17 protein-coding genes are annotated in these 19211 nt (G+C 44.4%); 11 read left to right on the top strand and 6 right to left on the bottom strand.

All coding sequences use genetic code 11. The features are described 5' to 3' along the window. Positions 1-58 precede the first annotated feature (58 nt). The 5 genes from rbfA to nlpI all read left to right on the top strand — a co-directional run bounded on the left by rbfA (position 59) and on the right by nlpI (position 5231). Positions 59-454 carry a 30S ribosome-binding factor RbfA gene (gene rbfA / locus VIB_RS01460; RefSeq protein WP_004394156.1) on the top strand — a complete coding sequence of 132 codons (396 nt, stop codon included), beginning with the start codon at positions 59-61 and terminating at the stop codon, positions 452-454. Further along, positions 454-1392, top strand: a complete 939-nt coding sequence (gene truB, locus VIB_RS01455; protein WP_004394155.1) for a tRNA pseudouridine(55) synthase TruB — start codon at positions 454-456, stop codon at positions 1390-1392. Before rbfA ends, truB begins: the two co-directional genes overlap by 1 nt. Positions 1393-1518: 126 nt before the next feature. Beyond that, the gene (rpsO, locus tag VIB_RS01450; protein ID WP_004394154.1) at positions 1519-1788 is read left to right on the top strand and encodes a 30S ribosomal protein S15; all 270 of its coding nucleotides are present in this window, start codon (positions 1519-1521) and stop codon (positions 1786-1788) included. A 284-nt stretch (positions 1789-2072) separates the two neighbouring features. After that, a complete protein-coding gene (gene pnp / locus VIB_RS01445; protein WP_004394153.1) occupies positions 2073-4208 on the top strand; it encodes a polyribonucleotide nucleotidyltransferase in 2136 nt (711 codons plus the stop codon). 117 nt (positions 4209-4325) lie between these two features. Continuing rightward, entirely contained in the window at positions 4326-5231 is a 906-nt protein-coding gene (gene nlpI / locus VIB_RS01440; RefSeq protein ID WP_040903792.1) for a lipoprotein NlpI, read from the top strand. A gap of 50 nt (positions 5232-5281) precedes the next feature. Here nlpI and VIB_RS01435 read toward each other — a convergent pair whose 3' ends face one another. The 3 genes from VIB_RS01435 to VIB_RS01425 form a co-directional block, all read right to left on the bottom strand. Beyond that, a complete protein-coding gene (locus VIB_RS01435) occupies positions 5282-6160 on the bottom strand; it encodes a U32 family peptidase (RefSeq protein WP_004394150.1) in 879 nt (292 codons plus the stop codon). 14 nt (positions 6161-6174) lie between these two features. Beyond that, positions 6175-7188 carry a ubiquinone anaerobic biosynthesis protein UbiU gene (gene ubiU / locus VIB_RS01430; protein ID WP_004394149.1) on the bottom strand — a complete coding sequence of 338 codons (1014 nt, stop codon included), beginning with the start codon at positions 7186-7188 and terminating at the stop codon, positions 6175-6177. Between the two features lie 172 nt (positions 7189-7360). Next, positions 7361-9403 carry a bifunctional diguanylate cyclase/phosphodiesterase gene (locus VIB_RS01425; RefSeq protein ID WP_004394148.1) on the bottom strand — a complete coding sequence of 681 codons (2043 nt, stop codon included), beginning with the start codon at positions 9401-9403 and terminating at the stop codon, positions 7361-7363. 206 nt (positions 9404-9609) lie between these two features. Here VIB_RS01425 and ubiT point away from each other — a divergent pair, with 206 nt between their 5' ends. The 4 genes from ubiT (at position 9610) to rimI (ending at position 11579) form a co-directional block, all read left to right on the top strand. Beyond that, a complete protein-coding gene (gene ubiT, locus VIB_RS01420; RefSeq protein ID WP_040903790.1) occupies positions 9610-10137 on the top strand; it encodes a ubiquinone anaerobic biosynthesis accessory factor UbiT in 528 nt (175 codons plus the stop codon). After that, positions 10121-10642, top strand: a complete 522-nt coding sequence (locus VIB_RS01415) for a GNAT family N-acetyltransferase (RefSeq protein WP_004394146.1) — start codon at positions 10121-10123, stop codon at positions 10640-10642. Before ubiT ends, VIB_RS01415 begins: the two co-directional genes overlap by 17 nt. An 85-nt stretch (positions 10643-10727) precedes the next feature. Next, the gene (locus VIB_RS01410) at positions 10728-11129 is read left to right on the top strand and encodes a DNA polymerase III subunit psi (RefSeq protein WP_040903788.1); all 402 of its coding nucleotides are present in this window, start codon (positions 10728-10730) and stop codon (positions 11127-11129) included. Between the two features lie 3 nt (positions 11130-11132). Further along, positions 11133-11579 (top strand): ribosomal protein S18-alanine N-acetyltransferase, encoded by a 447-nt coding sequence (rimI, locus tag VIB_RS01405; protein ID WP_040903786.1) that lies wholly within the window; start codon positions 11133-11135, stop codon positions 11577-11579. A gap of 56 nt (positions 11580-11635) precedes the next feature. Here rimI and VIB_RS01400 read toward each other — a convergent pair whose 3' ends face one another. Beyond that, a complete protein-coding gene (locus VIB_RS01400) occupies positions 11636-13660 on the bottom strand; it encodes a putative bifunctional diguanylate cyclase/phosphodiesterase (RefSeq protein ID WP_115152519.1) in 2025 nt (674 codons plus the stop codon). Between the two features lie 192 nt (positions 13661-13852). Here VIB_RS01400 and prfC point away from each other — a divergent pair, with 192 nt between their 5' ends. Further along, positions 13853-15442, top strand: coding sequence for a peptide chain release factor 3 (gene prfC, locus VIB_RS01395; RefSeq protein WP_004394143.1), 1590 nt, complete (start codon positions 13853-13855; stop codon positions 15440-15442). A 65-nt stretch (positions 15443-15507) separates the two neighbouring features. Here the strand turns inward: prfC and srmB are convergent, their stop codons facing one another. Next, the gene (gene srmB, locus VIB_RS01390; protein ID WP_004394142.1) at positions 15508-16743 is read right to left on the bottom strand and encodes an ATP-dependent RNA helicase SrmB; all 1236 of its coding nucleotides are present in this window, start codon (positions 16741-16743) and stop codon (positions 15508-15510) included. An 89-nt stretch (positions 16744-16832) separates the two neighbouring features. Next, positions 16833-17555 carry a tRNA1(Val) (adenine(37)-N6)-methyltransferase gene (locus tag VIB_RS01385; protein ID WP_004394141.1) on the bottom strand — a complete coding sequence of 241 codons (723 nt, stop codon included), beginning with the start codon at positions 17553-17555 and terminating at the stop codon, positions 16833-16835. A gap of 305 nt (positions 17556-17860) precedes the next feature. Here VIB_RS01385 and brnQ point away from each other — a divergent pair, with 305 nt between their 5' ends. Next, a complete protein-coding gene (brnQ, locus tag VIB_RS01380) occupies positions 17861-19174 on the top strand; it encodes a branched-chain amino acid transport system II carrier protein (RefSeq protein ID WP_004394140.1) in 1314 nt (437 codons plus the stop codon). Positions 19175-19211 lie beyond the last annotated feature (37 nt).

Here is a 19211-nt window from a genome sequence, read left to right as displayed (position 1 = left end):
ATACACCATGGGGGGCTGGGAAACCATCCCCCCATTCTTTCTATTAGTGAGAAAAAATATGCCAAAAGAATTTAGCCGAACTCAGCGAGTGGCTCAGCAATTACAAAAAGAATTAGCGATGATTTTACAGCGTGAAGTTCGTGATTCACGTTTAGGAATGGTTACCATATCCGATGTGGAAGTCTCACGAGACTTAGCGTATGCGAAAGTGTTTGTGACCTTTCTTTGTATCGGAGAGCAAACACCAGAGTCTTGTATTAAAGCGCTGCGTGAGCACGAAGTGCACATTCGTATGATGCTTGGTAAGCGAATTCGCTTACGTCTAACACCAGAAATTCGTTTCCACTATGACAATACTCTTGTCGAAGGGATGCGGATGTCTAACTTAGTCACTGAAGTGGTCAATCAAGATAAACGTCGTCAACAAGATGCAGGTCGAGAGGACGAAGAGTAATGGCACGACGTCGTAAAGGCCGTGCAATTAACGGCGTCTTACTACTCGATAAAACCACGGGCATCTCATCGAACGATATACTACAGAAAGTGAAACGCCTCTATTTTGCTGAAAAAGCAGGACACACCGGTGCGCTTGATCCATTAGCGACGGGGATGTTACCGATTTGTTTGGGGGAGGCGACCAAGTTTTCTCAGTTTTTACTCGATTCTGATAAGCGTTATCGTGTGATTGCTAAACTAGGTCAGCGCACTGATACCTCAGATTCTGATGGTCAAGTAGTAGAAACTCGTCCGGTCAATGTACAGCGTGAAACACTGCTGACTCATATTGCTTCTTTTCAGGGGCAAACCTGGCAAGTTCCTTCGATGTTTTCTGCCTTAAAACATCAAGGTAAGCCACTTTATGAGTATGCGCGCCAAGGGATTGAAGTGGCCCGTGAAGCTCGAAAAATCAATGTCTATGAGATCACCTTACACCGTTTTGAAGGCGATGAAGTAGAGATGGAAGTCCACTGTTCTAAAGGGACTTACATTCGAACGATTGTTGATGATTTAGGTGAGATGCTCGGTTGTGGTGCTCATGTCACCATGTTGCGCCGTATTGGAGTCGCCAATTACCCGTATCAAAGCATGGTGACCTTAGAGCAATTGAATGCCTTGGTTGAAGAAGTACAGGGCGAAGAGAGTGAGAAGTATCAGCGATTGGATGAATTGCTACTGCCAATGGATACGGCTGTACAAGATTTGCCAGAGGTTAACCTGATTGCTGAACTTGCCCATATGGTTCAACATGGACAAGCGGTGCAAGTTTTCGGAGCCCCCACCGAAGGTCTGGTTAGAATGACCGAAGGCGAACAACGGCGTTTTCTTGGCGTAGGGCAAATTGATCAAGATGGAAAAGTCGCTCCGAAACGTTTAGTGGTTTATCCACAATAATCCGCTCAGGCTAAGCGAGTTTGCGCTTGTGTGTCTGCGCGTTATTCCCTATAATTCGCGCTCGCGTGTCGGCTGAATCAGAGATTGGCTGGCACAATAATAAACTTAACTCTTTAGGAGAGAATAATGTCTCTGAATGCAGAAACTAAAGCAGCAATCGTTGCTGAATACGCACGTGCCGAAGGCGATACTGGTTCACCAGAAGTACAAGTAGCACTACTGACTGCTTCTATCAACCACTTACAAGGTCACTTCAAAACGCACAAAGGCGATCACCACAGCCGTCGTGGTCTGCTACGTATGGTTTCAAGTCGTCGTAAACTTCTAGACTACCTAAAAGGTAAAGATCTAGGACGCTACCAAGACCTTATCAAACGTCTAGGCCTACGTCGCTAATCAGTGGCTGCATAGTACAGTTTGTTTAAAAAAGGGGCTAATGCCCCTTTTTTTGTTATCTAAATTTGGCATATCCCTAGCTAAGTAGTTTATACTACATCCCGTCCAACTTTGATGGTTGGCACGATTATTTCTCATCGCATTACAGTCACCCCAGTCGACCAGCAGGTCGCGGCTATTAAAAACAGATTAGGATCAGCGAGTCTTTTTTTACTAGTCGCGATTGGTAGTGCTTTGAGTCTTGTTCAATTTATCTAGGTCTCACCTAGAAAAGGAAAAACTTAATGTTCGAAAAACCAGTAGTGAAAACTTTCCAATACGGTAATCATACCGTGACGTTAGAAACCGGTGTAATGGCTCGCCAAGCGACAGCCGCTGTGATGGCGACGATGGATGATACCGCCGTTTTTGTTTCTGTGGTTGGTAAAAAAGACGCCGTAGAAGGACAAGATTTCTTCCCATTAACGGTTAACTACCAAGAGCGTACCTACGCTGCGGGTAAAATTCCTGGCGGTTTCTTTAAGCGTGAAGGTCGTCCTTCAGAAAGTGAAACGTTAATCGCTCGTCTTATCGACCGTCCTATTCGCCCTCTGTTCCATGATGCTTTTACTAACGAAGTACAAGTGATTGCCACGGTAGTATCGGTTAACCCAAATGTTCAACCAGATATCGTTACCATGATTGGTACCTCTGCTGCGTTAGCGATTTCTGGCATGCCATTTAATGGTCCAATTGGTGCTGCTCGTGTTGGTCATATCAATGGTCAATTGGTACTTAACCCAAGCCCGAAAGAGTTGGATCAATCACGTCTTGACCTTGTTGTTGCAGGTACGGAAGGCGCGGTGTTGATGGTTGAGTCAGAAGCCGACATCCTCAGCGAAGAAGAGATGCTAGCCGCGGTGGTTTATGGTCACGATCAACAACAAGTGGTCATTAATGCCATCAATGAATTTGCAGCTGAAGTGGCTACGCCATCTTGGGATTGGGTTGCACCACAAGAAAATACCGCATTAAAAGAGAAAATTGCTCAGCTAGCTGAAGTTCGTCTAACCGAAGCGTACCAAATCATCGAAAAAATGGCGCGTTACGAGAAAGTCGCGGCGATCAAAGCCGATGTCATTGCGGCGATCTTGGCTGAAGATGATTCGCAAGATGTAATGAAAATTAAGAAGCTGCTAGGCGCACTTGAAAAACAAGTCGTTCGTGGTCGCATCATTGCGGGTGAAAAACGTATTGATGGTCGTGAAAAAGACATGATCCGTGCCTTGGATGTACGTACCGGTGTATTACCACGTACACATGGTAGTTCTTTGTTCACTCGTGGTGAAACGCAAGCACTAGTCACGGCGACACTAGGCACTCAGCGTGATGCTCAAATTATCGATGAGTTAACGGGTGAGCGTAAAGATTACTTCATGCTGCATTACAACTTCCCTCCTTACTGTGTTGGTGAGACAGGTTTTGTTGGTTCACCTAAGCGTCGTGAAATTGGTCATGGTCGTTTGGCTAAGCGCGGTATCGCAGCGGTAATGCCTTCTGCGGATGAATTCCCGTACACGGTACGTGTTGTTTCTGAGATCACTGAATCAAACGGTTCATCATCAATGGCCTCAGTATGTGGTTCATCTTTGGCTCTTATGGATGCTGGCGTGCCTATTAAGGCTTCTGTTGCTGGTATCGCAATGGGCCTAGTCAAAGAAGACGAGAATTTCGTTGTTCTTTCTGACATTTTAGGTGATGAAGATCATCTTGGTGATATGGACTTTAAAGTGGCAGGTACCTCAAACGGTGTGACTGCACTACAGATGGATATCAAGATCGAAGGTATCACTAAAGAGATCATGCAGATTGCTCTGAACCAAGCGAAAGGTGCTCGTTTGCACATTCTTTCAGTTATGGATCAAGCAATTGCTGGTGCCCGTGATGATATTTCAGAATTTGCGCCTCGTATCCATACCATGAAGATCAGCTCTGAAAAGATCAAAGATGTGATTGGTAAAGGCGGTGCAGTGATTCGTATGTTGACCGAAGAAACGGGCACGACGATTGAAATCGAAGATGACGGTACGATCAAAATTGCTGCCACTGACGGTGATCAAGCGCAAGAAGCGATTCGTCGTATTCTGCAAATTACCGCGGAAGTCGAAGTCGGTAAGATTTATACGGGTAAAGTTGCTCGTCTTGCTGATTTTGGTGCCTTTGTAACGATTCTTCCTGGTAAAGATGGCCTAGTACATATTTCACAAATCGCAGATAAGCGTATTGAAAAAGTGTCAGACGTCCTTGCAGAAGGCCAAGAAGTACAAGTAAAAGTGTTGGAGATAGACCGTCAAGGTCGTGTTCGTTTGAGCATGAAAGAAGCGGTAGAGAAACCAGCAGAAGAAGCCAGTGCAGAAAACACTGCACCTGCGGCAGAATAATCGCTTAACGACAGAAGTGAAATAACAGTTTTCGCTTTTTCGTGATAAAGCATGTTATAAAGGGAGCCTATTCGCTCCCTTTTTTATTGATTAGGGGAACCACAGGAGTACTGATTTGTGAAATGGTTTCAAAGCGCTCTAGTAAGTGTCATGATTTTGTTATTGGCTGGATGCGCCGTAAAAGGTGGTTCTCAAGCAACGCACTGGGTTTATCCACCGATGGCGATTCCCTTGCAATCCACGATTCAGCAGGAAGTGCAGATTGCTCGTTTAAGCCAATTATTGCAGCGTACCGATTTGAACGATGAACTGCGAGCAAAAATGTTTTTTGAACGTGGCAATGGCTACGATAATCTCGGACTGCGAGATCTAGCACGATTAGACTTTACTCAGTCATTGGCCTTAAACCCGGCTCAGCCAGATATTTTTAATTTGCTTGGGGTTTATTATACCGAAGCAGGTGAATTTGATGCTGCCTATGAAGCATTTGACTCTACTTTAGAACTTGATCCAAGCAACGAATATGCCCTTAGAAACCGCGCTATCGCCCTGTATTATGGTGACCGTCCAGAGCTCGCGTTACAAGATATTCAAGCTCATTATCAGCAAGACCCGAGCGACCCTTTTCGCGCTTTGTGGCTCTACATTATTCAATCGGATGTCAATCCACAGCAAGCGAAGAACGATTTATTGAACCGCTATCAAGATCATGATGAACAGTGTGGCTGGGTATTGGTTGGTGTGATGCTGGATGAGATTCCACAAGATCAGGTGTTTAAAGCGCTATTAAGCACCACCCGTGATAATACCTTATTGGCACAGCAGCTCACCGAGGCGTACTTCTATCTTGGTAAACGTTATCAAATGGAAGATAACTTTGCACAGGCTATTTCGCTGTATAAATTAGCGATTGCTTTTAATGTCTATGAGTATGTTGAGCATCGTTATGCCTTTATTGAATTAGGCCGTATGTATCATGATTTACGAGAAGCTCATTTAGCCAAAGCGCGAGTCGCACAATAACGCGATTTACGGACGCCCAAGCCAATTTTTATGAGTTGGGCGTCAGAGAACTATTGATAATGAACGTCTAATCCTGGTAATTGATGCCAATAACCATTGCATTGATGGTTGTCTAACCGTTGAGGATGCTCGGCGTTTTGATTGGCTTTAAACGCATCGATAAGTGAAAAAGTCTCCTGCCCTAATGGACTAAGACGAACGACATCGACGAATCCTTGCATGCCCGCTTGCTCATTGATTAAGTTATAGCAATAGCCAGATTGAGTTTGAATGCCATTGAGGTTAAAGACGGCTTGCCCCTCCTGACTGGTGACCTGAATACCGGTCGGATAGCGAATACAACAGGTTTGACACTCGTCTTTGGCTAGGTTTTCTGCGCGCGCGGTGAAACAACGGGCCGAATAGGCGAGTGGTAAATAACCATGCGCAAACACCTCGGTGGTAAATTTGCCACGAATATTCAAATCATCACACTGATTCAACACATTGATTAACCATTCACGCGATAACTCGACGGGCATACACCAGCGAATCATACCTTGTTGTAGAAACCGTTTGAGCACATAAGCGTTATAACAATTGATAGCAGGACCAACGACAAACGGGACGCCTTGTTGATAAGCAAGCTGAATCGCTGCCACGTCATTCGCTTCAATAGTAAACTCACCATTATCAATGTACTTCTTCATCAGATTGATTTCACTGGGCGCTTCTAAGAGCGCCATGGTCGAGAGGACGACTTCTTTTCCTGCTGCCGCGAGCTGCTTGGCAATATCAAACCAATCGCCCGCTTTCATTTCGCGACGTTTCGAACAGACGGTTTCGCCTAAATAAACGATATCCGCTGAGCTAGACAGAGCGTGTTGATAAAACGATTCGACGTCTGTTTTGGGCCAAAAATACAGTAATGGGCCTAAAGCGTATTTCATGATTTTCTATCCTATCATTGCCACTGTCGATGGTATGCACCGAGTGTGGTTTGTCTTCCTTCCGACACATTCGCTAAGCAGTTATCCCATTCCGTTCGAACTTGGTAGCGCTCTGGTGCAGCAAGATAGCTATCAATGGCTGCACGCCAAGTTTTCGTCACTTGTTCAACGTAAGCAGGGCTGCGCTGTCGTCCTTCAATTTTGACCGAGGCAACGTTAGCCGCAAACAATTCAGGTAACATAGACAAGGTATTTAAACTGGTGGGCTCTTCAAGTGCATGATAATGCTTAGATTGACCGGCGATATCACTGATAAAGCGTCCTTTACACAGGGTCGGGTAGCCCGCATTTTCACCATGCGTATAGCGGTCGATAAGAACATTATTTAAGCGAGATTCAAGCCCATTAGCGGTTTCTTGCCAGCGAACATATTTGGCTGGTGAGCAAGCGCCAACCGTATTGGGAGACTCGCCGGTTAGGTAAGAAGACAGATAACAACGACCTTCGGACATAATGCATAAACTGCCAAAAGCGAAAACTTCTAGCTCTACACCGGAAGGGATTGTCCGAGACAGTTGCTTTACTTGATGAATGGAGAGTACTCGAGGCAGCACAACTCGCTTAATATTAAACTGTTGTTGGTAGTACTCAATTGCTTTGACATTCGTCGCTGAAGCTTGTACCGAAAGGTGCAGCTCCATATCCGGGTAATGTTGTGTCGCGTAATCGAGTAAGGCAATATCAGCGATGATCAAAGCATCAACACCAGAGTTTGCTGCATTATCGACGGCTTGCGTCCAACGCTGAAATCCCTCTGGATGAGCGAAAGTGTTTAAAGCGACATGAACTTTTTTATGTCGGTCATGGGCATATTGGATCGCTTTATCGAGTTTGTTACCACTGAAATTGAGTCCTGCGAAGTGCCGGGCATTGGTCTCATCTTTAAATCCGAGATAGACCGCGTCTGCGCCACAATCAACGGCGGTTTTTAGGGCGGGTAAATTACCCGCTGGGCAGAGTAGTTCCATTGCTCATTACTGTTTTTTGATAAATGTGCGTTAGTGTAGGAATTATTCTGTGTTAGGGAATTGATATAAGGCAGGTTTCACTCAATCAATGGCTATTTTAAGTGATTCAAAGGGAAGAAAATTCTCGGATTATTGATCATCAATCGCGACGAGAGTAGCCGGACGGAGTGCTTTAGTGGCTACGGCGATGCTGGGAAAAAAGTACTTCAACCTCTTCTTTAGGTTGGGGACGATAAAAATGAAAACCTTGGATCGTATGGCAATGAAGGTTAGATAACAGTATCGCCTGTTGTTGAGTTTCAACGCCTTCTGCTACCACGGTTAGATTGAGGGATTGACCCAGTTTAATAATGCTTTCGATCACCGTGATCTGTTTGGGTAAGTTATCCATATCGCTGATAAACGATCGATCAATTTTTAATTCGTCGATCGGGAAACGGGCTAAATACGCTAGCGATGAATAGCCAGTTCCAAAATCGTCAATCGATAAGCTAAAGCCTAATTTTTTTATTGCACTGAGCATTTGCAGAGTATGTTCACTACCACTCATGATCGCGCTTTCGGTTAATTCAAAGGTAATATAACGAGGATTTAACTGTGTTTGGCGAAGTAACTTAGTCAGATAATCGATCAACTGTGGGTTGGCAAATTGTTCAGGCGAGATATTGATCGCGACATTGCCTGGCAGTAGGTTTTGCTGCTCCCAACGCTTGACTGTGGTAAATACTTCACGGATCACCACTCGGCCCAAATGTTCGATTAACCCGGCTTTTTCTGCGACCGGAATAAAAGCCCCAGGACTGATGTACCCTTCAATCGGATGCTTCCAGCGTACCAATGCCTCAGCACCATTAATACTAAAATCACGAGCGTTGACTTTGGGTTGATACCAGACTTCCAAACCATTTTGTTGCAAGGCTTTTTGCAGCTCAATTTCCAGCCACAAGCGCATGCGCGCTTCTTTGTTCATTTGATTATCAAACTGCACTAAGCGGTTACGGCCACGCTCTTTGGCTTCATACATGGCAGTATCGGCATTTTGTAGTAGAACGCGAGCATTGTGGCCATCACCGGGGTAAAGCACGCTGCCAATAGAGCAGGCCAATCGTTTACTAAAGTGATGCAAATCAAAAGGTTGATTAATTAAGTTGATGATCCGTTCAGCGAGCATCTCACCGCTGTGGCGATGCTCTGGGTAAGGTAAAATAAGCGCAAATTCATCCCCACCCAGATGACCGAGTATCGCTTGCGCCGGAAGTAGGCGTTTTAGACGAATTGCCACTTCTTTAATGACGTTATCGCCGATATGGTGTCCTAATGAATCATTAATATTTTTAAAGTTATCAATGTCGAGATAGAGCATGATCAACGGCGTATGTTGTTCAATAAGATGATCAAGGCGTTTGATAAAACCAGTGCGCGTATAGACACCACTTAACGAATCCACATACCCTTCATCGGCCGGATAAGACGATGAAATAGGGGTCATTGTCGATTTATCTTCCATAACCACCAGCTGTACATGACTACCGAACAGTGGCGTTCTGACCGCGCTTAACTGGACTCTTTTAGGAGGGCCGTAATCAGCATGTGTGAAACAGTGGATAGGATTGATCAGCAACTGTTGAACTAAGGTGTGATTAAAACCACTTTGGTTGCTTTCATCGCTAAATAATGATGAAAGCGTTTCTCCCAGCAAATCCTGTGTTTCATCGAAGCCAAGTAAGCGCGCTGCAGAAGGATTCGCGGCCAATATACAATCATCTTCAATTAAGAAAACCCCTTCATTAAGGAGTGCACTGAGTGCGCTGAACTTAAGTTCAGATTCTTGCAGTGAATGTAAGAGCCGGTGTTGTTCTGAGGTCTCTAAGGCATGAACAATAATATAATCAGGGTGGTGAGGCGTCTGAATCAGTGGTGTAATATTGAGGTGCCATTGACTCGTGCTACGTGATGGATGATTGAGAGTTAATGTCAGTTCTTGTGCCTGTCCAGCAAAGGCATTGATATAATAAGGTTTTACTTGCTGATAGAAAGCGTCTCCGAACGTATCGCTATCATTCATACCAATCAATTCAAAGCAAGTTAAACCGGTTAGTTCGGCATAACGCTCATTGATTAAAACATAGTGATGTTGGTTATCTAAAATAGCCATAAACGCCGGACTAGAATCGGCAAGATGGCCAAACCAATAGGATAAATCTTGAGCGGCCATCAAAATATGACCAATGCTATACAGTATGTGCTATTCACGGTAAGAATTACTCATCAGAAACCCATCAACTATAACCTTGATTTGATACGCTGGAAAGCGTCATTGCTCATCTTAATCGATAACCATTTTTTGATGCATAACAGGTATTGTGACCTTAACATCCATTATGATGGGCGTTCAGTCTCTTAAGGTAACGGATAATACGCGTGATAAACAAGATTCGTCGTCAACTCGTACAAAACGCCCCATCAATTTTGCGATCTCCAGTCCATTTATTGCCTCATCGAGTACAAAAAACAGCCTTGTTAGAGGGGCTGAAGTTAGTGTTTCAAGAAGCGCTCGCTGATGGCGATTTTGAGTTTCTTGAGGGAAAATGGCTTAAAATAGAAATACATGATCTCGCATTACGTTGGTTTATTAGCTATCAACATCCGCAGTTAATTGTGGCCGATCGCCCTTGCCAAGAAGATGTCAGTTTTAGTGGGTATTTGAATGATTTTATTTTAATTGCTGGTCGTAAAGAGGATCCTGATACCTTGTTCTTCCAAAGACGTTTGTCGATTGAAGGAGATACCGAATTAGGATTGGCTGTCAAAAACTTGATGGATAGTGTGGATCTTGAACAATTACCTCCAGTATTGCAAATTTTGCTTCACCAGTTGGCTGATTTTGTGCATAAAGGCATGCAGATGCCAAACACACAAAATGAGGTAATGAATGCTTATTCGAACTGAAGCTCCTGCGGATATTCTCGCTGTTGAGCGATTATTAAGCGCGGTATTCGCTACCAATAGTGAAGCTAATTTGGTGACATCACTACGTGAGAATGGACGTCGAACACTGTCATTAGTGGCTTGTGACGAGCAAGGAGAGATTGTCGGCTACGCTCTGTTTAGTCCAGTGACACTCAATGGTGAGGATCTCAACTGGCAAGGGTTAGCACCATTAGCCGTGGCGAAAGAACATCGCAAGCAAGGCATCGGTGCATTGCTGGTGAATGAAGGGTTAAGTTCACTCGGTGAGCTTGGTTATCCTGCTTGTGTGGTGTTAGGTGATCCTAATTACTATCAACGGTTTGGGTTTAAAGAAGCACAGACTCATGGTTTTTCTTGTCCATGGCCTGAGCTTGCCTCTGCTTTTCAAGTGGTCGCTTTATGGGAGGATGCCTTCATTGATCGTCAAGGTATCATTGAATATTGCCCTGAATTTACCGATGCCTTTAAGCATTTAGATAAGTAACAGAATAGCTCTCAATACTTCCGCTATAGGCTTGATGGTCGATATTTGTTAGCATATGCAGATAAATTTCGTGAAGTAGAACACTATGTTTGAGCAGCAACATTATTTACAAGCGATGGGTATTCAAGAGTGGCAGCTTATTCATCCACAGCGATTGGCTGGCTACTCCCCCCCGATAGAGTCTCTCGATAAACAGTGCCGATTATTACTGGTTAGCTCGCTTTTGCCTTCCGGTTCACAATTGGTTTGGTTGGAACGAGTATTAAACAGTTTTAATCTCAATTTATCACAAGCCAGACATGTCTATCCTCAGCAACTCTGTCAATTGGAACTCAATGATCTGCAATGGATATGGTATGTCGATTGTCAAGCAAGTGCCGTCACAACGGCAAATGCATTACACACGCCAGCGTTAAGCGAGGTTGAAGGCAACACGCATTATCGACGAGATTTATGGCAACAAATCTGTGCCTACGGAGCGCAATAAATAATGAGTATCCATTTTGTTCCCCTTTCTGTTGAACATTTACGCCAAGTTTGGTCGATAGAACAACAGGCTCATTCTCACCCTTGGTCACAGAGCATGATTAATGATTTAGCTAGCCGTGGCGCATGCCATCGAGCTATGTTACTTAACGATCAGCTATTGGGGTACTATTATGCGCAGCATGTTGTCGGTGAAATTACCTTACTTAACTTAGCGATTGCGCCAAGTGAGCAGGGTAAAGGTTACGGTAAGCAATTGATTGAAGACTTTATTCAGCAAGGTGAGCGCTTGCAAGCACAAAGTGCTTGGTTAGAAGTGCGAGCGAGTAACCAACGCGCTTTTCAGTTGTATCAAGATGCAGGTTTTAACGAGATTGATCGACGTTTTAATTATTACCCGACCGAGCATGGCAAAGAAGATGCGATCATCATGAGTTATTTCTTCCTTTGATTTCTTCATTCACTAATACTTCAGCGTTGTGGGTATCGCGCTCTTTTTATTCATCGCTAAGACGTTTTTGAGTAACAATGGTGAGTAAATCGTTGCTCAAGTTCTTGACAGGTCAACGGCTTATCAAACAAATAACCTTGAAACTGTGTGCAACCCATGGTTTTTAGTGCTTCTAGCTCGAACTTATCTTCAACGCCCTCGGCAATCACTTGCAAATCAAGACGTTTGGCAATCAATAAAATAGTATCGACAATCGCCTGTGCGCTAGGATCTAAGTGTAATTGGGTAACAAAAGAACGATCGATTTTTAATACGTCAACCGCAAGATCTTTTAAGTAGCGTAGCGATGAATACCCCGTGCCAAAATCATCAATCGCCAAATGCAACGACTGATTTTTTAGTTGAGCAATTTTTTGAATGGCTTCATCGATATTCTCTAACAGTAAGCCTTCAGTGATTTCTAACTCAATATAATGACCACTGATCCCGCTTTGTTGCAAGGTTGCGACGATATGCTCCACAAAGGAAGCCTGTGAAAATTGAAGAGGGCTAATATTGATCGCTAGGCGGCGAAAATGTTCAGGAAGCACGCCACGTTTTTGCCATTGAGAGAGTTGATAACAAGCTTGCTCGATGATCCAGCGGCCAATCGGTAAAATCTGTCCGGTCTCTTCAGCGACTGGCATAAAAATACCGGGAGGAAGTAACCCTTTTTCTGGATGATGCCAGCGGATTAACGCTTCGACACCGATCAATTGATGCTGCTCATTCACTTGTGGTTGGTAATAAAGCTCTAATTGATGGAATTGCAAAGCTTCATGAAGCCCCTTCTCTATATCAAGAAACGTCTCTACTTGCGCCTGCATTTCGGGTTCATAAAATAGATATTTATTTCGCCCACAGGTTTTTGCACGGTAAAGGGCGGTATCCGCTTGTCGAAACACATCCAAACTAGAGACCCCTTCAGAAGGGAAGGTGGCAATGCCAATGCTGGCCGTACAATACAGCTGGTGGCCATCGATCGAGTGAGGGTTAGCCAACAAAGCCAGTAACTGCTGAGCGATACTGGAAATTTGTTGATAAGGTAAACTAGGAATAATGATTGCAAATTCATCACCACCGACTCTAGCGGCAGTATAACTATGGTTTGCCCAAGCTTGTAAACGGTGGGCAATGGATTGAATTAAGGTATCACCAATCGTGTGTCCTAAAGAATCATTAATGGTTTTAAAGCGGTCTAAATCTAAGTAAAAAAGCGCCCCAGTGTGCTGGCGTTGATGTGCGTATTCAATCGCTTGAGTCAGTGTTTGCAGCAATAGCCCTCGGTTAGCTAATCCAGTTAAGCCGTCGTAGTAAGCCAAATGGTTTAGTTTGGCTTGCGCTTTTTCTTTGTCTTGCCATAAAGAGTGAAAGCTAGAGGCAAGCTCGCTTAATTCATCTTTGGGGCGTAGTAAATTGGTGGGGATGGGCGATTGAGCCGTAGGTAATGAACGTACCCAGTCAATTAAGGTAGTGATAGGACGCGAGAGTTTACGGTAAAAAAAGGCCAGTAAAATAACCGTTAATAACGTATTACGCAGTAAGTCAAACAGAATCACTCGGGTGGTTTTGGCGATAAATGCATGAGCAATGCTATTGCCATCAATCATAAAACTCAGTTTGCCGACCACAATCTGTGAATCGGGTTGATGTAATTCACTGACAAAAACTGGACTTTCAGGTGTAAGGTAACTCACCAAACTGTTTATCATTAACGAGGAATGACTGATAGGTCGCTGCTGCTTAGCCAGTACATCACCAAAATCATCAATCACTGCTGCGTTAATGATGGCTGGATCCGTCATCAAAGAAGAGACCACTTGCTCTGCCAATAGATGATTAAGATGGTAAGCCGCTTGGCTGGCATTGGTGTAATTTTGCACGAGTTTGAATTGATAATACTCTTCAACTCGTTTTTGTTCATGATGCAAATCGACCAAAGTATGGTACATGCTAAAGCAGAGGCCAACCAACACGGAGACCCAAAATACGGTGTTCGCTTGTCGAAACGCAAGGGAGTTGATAGGCTTTAATGTCATCAGCGTTGAATCTATTTTTAAGTGTTTAGTATTTATAGTTCATAATGATAGATAAATTAACTTTTCTGATTAAATAATGCGATACGCCTTTAGTTGCTCCAAGCCTTAAGATCAGCGAGAATATCCGATAATTTGAACCATAAGGTCGACACCTCGCATTGAGTTAGCTGTCGGCCGAAAAAGAAGATACCTTGCATGTCAACGACTCCTTTTATCGGCGAAGTCTCAAAGCGCCGAACCTTTGCTATTATCTCGCACCCCGATGCGGGTAAAACCACCATCACCGAAAAAGTCTTATTATTTGGACGTGCTATCCAAACCGCAGGTACAGTAAAAGGCCGTGGTTCTGCACAGCATGCTAAATCTGACTGGATGGAGATGGAGAAAGAGCGCGGCATCTCTGTCACCACATCGGTAATGCAGTTCCCTTATCAAAATGCGTTGGTCAATCTGTTGGATACTCCGGGACATGAAGATTTCTCGGAGGATACCTATCGGACATTAACGGCGGTCGATTCATGTTTGATGGTGATCGATGCGGCAAAAGGGGTTGAGGATCGAACTCGTAAGTTGATGGAAGTCACTCGTCTGCGCGATACGCCAATTATTACCTTTATGAATAAATTGGACCGTGAAATTCGAGAACCGATGGAGCTGCTCGATGAGGTCGAAGATGAGCTAAACATTGCTTGTGCACCGATCACATGGCCGATTGGTTGTGGTAAAGCGTTTAAAGGGGTGTACCACATCCATCGTGATGAAACCATTTTATACTCTTCTGGACAGGGACATACTATCCAAGAGCAACGAGTGATCAAAGGGCTAAATAACCCGGAGTTAGATACTCAAATTGGGACTGATTTAGCCAATCAATTACGTGAAGAGTTAGAGTTGGTGTTGGGTGCCTCTCACGAGTTTGATCTTGATCTCTTTATGCAAGGTGCACTGACGCCGGTATTTTTTGGTACCGCACTCGGTAACTTTGGTGTTGATCATATGCTCGATGGGCTAACCGAGTGGGCTCCTGCGCCTTTGGCTCGTCAAGCAAATGAGCGCGTGGTTGAAGCGACAGAAGAGAAGTTCTCTGGTTTTGTATTTAAAATTCAAGCCAATATGGATCCTAAACACCGAGATCGTATTGCCTTTATGCGCATTGTTTCTGGGACGTACAAACAGGGCATGAAGATGAATCATGTTCGCCTTGGTAAGCAAGTTAGTATTTCTGATGCAGTGACTTTTATGGCTGGTGACCGCTCACGTGCCGAAGAAGCTTTCGCTGGAGATATCATTGGTTTACATAACCACGGTACAATTCAAATTGGCGATACTTTTACCCAAGGTGAATCACTGAAATTTTCTGGGATCCCTAACTTTGCTCCAGAGCTGTTCCGCCGCATTCGTCTGCGCGATCCTCTTAAACAAAAACAGCTACTGAAAGGGCTAGTGCAACTCTCTGAAGAGGGAGCCGTGCAAGTTTTCCGTCCACTGCAAAATAACGATTTGATTGTTGGTGCGGTGGGGGTACTGCAGTTTGACGTGGTCGTGGCACGTTTGAAATCAGAATACAATGTGGAAGCGATTTACGAAGGCGTCAATGTGGCAACCGCGCGTTGGGTTGAGTGTGCTGACGCGAAGAAGCTCGAAGAGTTTAAGCGTAAAAACCAAAGTAATTTAGCTCTGGATGGCGGTGATAACTTAGCGTATATCGCTCCAACCATGGTTAACCTTAACTTAGCGCAAGAACGTGCTCCGGAAATTATTTTCCGAGCGACACGTGAACACTAGCGGCATCGTTAACGGATGAGTAATAAAAAAAGCCGATGGATTGTTCATCGGCTTTTTTATTGGGCTTATTTCTTTTTCTTGGTTTTTTTCTTTACGCTTTTGGCGGCAACTTTCTTTTTACTCTCGTCTTTTTTCTTTTTCTTAAACACTGATTTTTTATGCGTTGGGCGTAATCCATCAATAAAGCGTTCTTTAATCTCTTCTTTTACATAACGAGCGACACGATCCATCATCATTTGATCATGCGCTTCGACTAAAGAGATCGCATTGCCTTTTTTACCAGCTCGAGCGGTTCGACCAATACGGTGGAGATAGACATCGGCACTGCGTGGCATATCAAAGTTAATCACGTGGCTGACATCGGGAATATCAATGCCTCGCGCAGCAACATCGGTCGCCAGTAGGATATTGATATCGCCTTCACGAAAACGACTGATGGCATTATTACGTCGATCTTGTGGCATTTCACCTTGGATCCAAGCGCAAGGGATTTGAGCTCGCTCTAACTCTCCCCGTAGTTCTGCTAAACGTTCACGAGTTTTGATAAACACGATTGAACGCTCAGCTTGCTGGGTAAGAATCACTTTCAATAGCTCGAGTTTATGCTTCATGCTGTCAGCACGATGATACCACTGTGCGATTTTTTTTCGTTCACGACGAGGCGGCTCTGCGGTAATTTCTGCTGGATTATTCAGGAGATCCGCGGTAAATCCTTCAACACCACGGCCTTCTAAGGTCGCAGAAAAGAGTAAGGTTTGTTTACGCCAACGGCATTCAGCCGCTAAACGATCGACGACAGGACCAAAGCCCATGTCCAGCATGCGGTCTGCTTCATCAAGGATCAACCACTCAATCGCTCGGCAATCAAAGCGCTCAGCGTTAATGTATTCAAGCAGACGCCCCGGTGTAGCCACCACAATATCTTGTGTGGTCGCTAAAATATCGGCGTGTTCTTGATATTGCACACCACCAGTGATGGTGAAGATATTCAGCCGAGTATGTTTGGCGAGCTGACGAGCTTGCTCAGTGATCTGCATCGCTAATTCACGTGTTGGGGTTAGGATCAGCATACGCGCTGGCCCCGGTTTCTTACGTGGAAAATCTTGTAAATATTGCAGAGCTGGAATCACAAACGCTGCCGTTTTTCCGGTGCCTGTCGGAGCAGAGGCAAGAATATCTCTACCGTCCAGGGCGTGGGGAATCGCCTCCTCTTGCACTTGAGTTGGGCGTTCGAAGCCTAATTCTTTAATTGCATCAAGGAGATTGTCATCCAGTTCTAGGTCAGCAAAGGTTTTAGTCACAGTTTATTTACTCCGCAAGGCTCGGGCTGAATAGTCTAAAATAGAGGGCGCACATTATAGTTGGATCCTCGTCTAGATCACATCTTTAATTACACCATCTTAAGATAAAAAGCACGGGTAAGCTGAATAAATGCTTCACTATAGTCATTGGATTCACGAATGATCAGCTCGCTCGCTTGTAATGGTTGGTGAGTTCGGCTCAGTTCAAATAATAGCCGTTGAATCGGTTTGTGTGGTGCGGTCCTAACTTGACAGAGTCGGGTTAAATACCAACCTTGTTGCTGCGCTTGATCAATAAAAATCTGCCCTTCTTGCTGAGGTAAAATCAAGCTGGCAGTACCTTGTGGGGGTAAATGTTGTGCGAAACAGTCTAGTAATTGTTGGTGAGACAGTGTTTCAGTATGGCGTGCGATCGCTCGCGTTTGCTGTTGAGCGGGTTGCCCACTATTAAAATAGGGCGGGTTACAAATTATGGCATCAAACGGCTGAGTAAAACGCAAGGTGTTAATATCACCATGCATCACTTCAATGCGTGACGACCATACTGAGCGACGAATATTATTTGAAGCGGCTAAAAATGCTTGCTGATCAATATCGACGGCGCAAATTTGGCTATGGGTAAAGCGTTGCGCGCACATCAAGCTTAATAAGCCAGTACCACAACCGATATCAAGTAAACGATCGGGTGGTCGGGTGAAAGCCCAAGCTCCCAATAGTACGCCATCAGTACTGACTGGCATCCCACTGTGTCCTGTTTCAATGGTAAATTGCTTAAAATGAAAGCCTTTGGTTATCGGTAAATCAGTATTCATTAAATATCGCTATGGATTTGTTTTTAGAAAGTTAAGCTACTGTTGGTTTTTTGTTTGGTGTTTTATGCTGACCAACACCGGAACATTTGGGGTGATAATTGAAATATCATTCCGTTAATGTTTTTAAAGTTAGTGTATTCAACTGCTATTGAACCTTCGGTATAAATTAATGTAGTGTTTTTCCCTTAGCTATTGCGAAATGCGGATAGGTTGTTCATTATTCGCCTTCACTAAAAATTAGATGGCTTGTACTGTCTAAAGATGCACACACAACATTCATTAAATACGTAATATAAGGGTTATCTGTGAAACAGACGTTAAAATTAACAGATATTGCCGCATTAGGCTTTATGCTATTTGCCTTCTTTTTAGGCGCAGGCAACATTATCTTTCCGCCATTAGCGGGTCAACAAGCTGGGATAAACTTGATGTCCGCCATGGGTGGCTTTTTATTGACGGCGGTAGGACTGCCTTTAGTGACGATCATTGCGGTGGCGATCGCTGGAGGCAGTTGGAATCACCTCACTAAAGATCTCCCCGCCAAAGTGGCGACACTGATTGCCGTATTGATCTTCATTATTATTGGTCCGGCTTTTGCTGCGCCACGAACCGGGCTCGTTGCTTATGAAATGGCCGTTAGTCCGCTCTTTGCTGATAGCTCTCAAGCTCACCTGACTATTTTTTCGATCCTTTTCTTTTTGGTAGCGATGTTTTTCTCTTGGTCGCAAGGGCGTTTAATTGATTTGATCGGTAAAGTGTTGACACCGGCCTTATTTATCGGTCTTGTGGTGTTGGCGATTGGCGTATTCCTAGACCCTCAAGGTGATTGGATGCCGGCCACTGGACCTTATGCCACTCAACCTTTCACTAAAGGTTTCTTGGAAGGTTACAACACCATGGATACCTTAGCAGCCTTGATGTTTGGGATGTTGATTGTTGATGCCTTGCGTAGTAAGGGCATTACCGAGCAGCGTGCGACGACGAAATACCTCATCAGTTCAGCTTTTATTGCTGCCTTTGGTCTTGCTTCGGTGTACATCTCTCTGTTTTATCTTGGCGCAACCAGCTCAGCCATCGCGGGTGGTGCGGACAATGGTGGCTTTATATTGAGCCAATATGTACAAGCCTTATTTGGTCCTTATGGTCAATTAGTCTTATCCACGATCGTCCTTTTAGCCTGTTTAACGACGGCGATTGGTCTTATTTCTGCATGTTCTGACTATTTCTGCTCCTTGACGCCTCTTCCATACCGCGCTTGGGTAGTGATTAATGGCGTTGCTTGTGCAGTGGTTGCTAATGTTGGTTTATCTCAGCTGATTGCTTTGTCGATTCCAGTTTTGGTTGCGCTTTATCCTGTCGCGATAGCTCTGGTAGTCCTCGCCTTTGTGCGCCACAAAATGCCTAATCCTAAAGTGGCATTTCGAGTCGTAACCTTGGTTGCGTTCTTGTTTGCTTTAATTGATGCTGCTCAGGTTGTTGGGCTTGATATGTCAATGTTCGACATGTTGCCACTGTTTGATGTCGGTATGGGTTGGGTTTTACCGTCTTTAGCGGCGCTAATATGCATGTTTTTTATGGCTCGCTCAGTGGTAGAACAATCTTCTAATGATGTCGCTTAGCGACACTGTTGATTGAGCGTGTCAATGAGGAATCTCT

Source organism: Vibrio metschnikovii CIP 69.14, from assembly GCF_000176155.1.
Lineage (GTDB): Bacteria > Pseudomonadota > Gammaproteobacteria > Enterobacterales > Vibrionaceae > Vibrio > Vibrio metschnikovii.
Note: the sequence above shows the minus strand (reverse complement) of the source record. Positions and strands in the feature narration are given on the sequence as shown.

What these genes read in the sequence shown, in the direction of transcription:
- rbfA (WP_004394156.1), top strand. Translation starts at nt 59, where the DNA reads ATGCCAAAAGAATTTAGCCGAACTCAGCGAGTGGCTCAGCAATTACAA.
- truB (WP_004394155.1), top strand. Translation starts at nt 454, where the DNA reads ATGGCACGACGTCGTAAAGGCCGTGCAATTAACGGCGTCTTACTACTC.
- rpsO (WP_004394154.1), top strand. Translation starts at nt 1,519, where the DNA reads ATGTCTCTGAATGCAGAAACTAAAGCAGCAATCGTTGCTGAATACGCA.
- pnp (WP_004394153.1), top strand. Translation starts at nt 2,073, where the DNA reads ATGTTCGAAAAACCAGTAGTGAAAACTTTCCAATACGGTAATCATACC.
- VIB_RS01435 (WP_004394150.1), bottom strand. Translation starts at nt 6,160, where the DNA reads ATGAAATACGCTTTAGGCCCATTACTGTATTTTTGGCCCAAAACAGAC.
- ubiU (WP_004394149.1), bottom strand. Translation starts at nt 7,188, where the DNA reads ATGGAACTACTCTGCCCAGCGGGTAATTTACCCGCCCTAAAAACCGCC.
- VIB_RS01425 (WP_004394148.1), bottom strand. Translation starts at nt 9,403, where the DNA reads ATGGCCGCTCAAGATTTATCCTATTGGTTTGGCCATCTTGCCGATTCT.
- VIB_RS01415 (WP_004394146.1), top strand. Translation starts at nt 10,121, where the DNA reads ATGCTTATTCGAACTGAAGCTCCTGCGGATATTCTCGCTGTTGAGCGA.
- VIB_RS01410 (WP_040903788.1), top strand. Translation starts at nt 10,728, where the DNA reads ATGTTTGAGCAGCAACATTATTTACAAGCGATGGGTATTCAAGAGTGG.
- rimI (WP_040903786.1), top strand. Translation starts at nt 11,133, where the DNA reads ATGAGTATCCATTTTGTTCCCCTTTCTGTTGAACATTTACGCCAAGTT.
- prfC (WP_004394143.1), top strand. Translation starts at nt 13,853, where the DNA reads ATGTCAACGACTCCTTTTATCGGCGAAGTCTCAAAGCGCCGAACCTTT.
- VIB_RS01385 (WP_004394141.1), bottom strand. Translation starts at nt 17,555, where the DNA reads ATGAATACTGATTTACCGATAACCAAAGGCTTTCATTTTAAGCAATTT.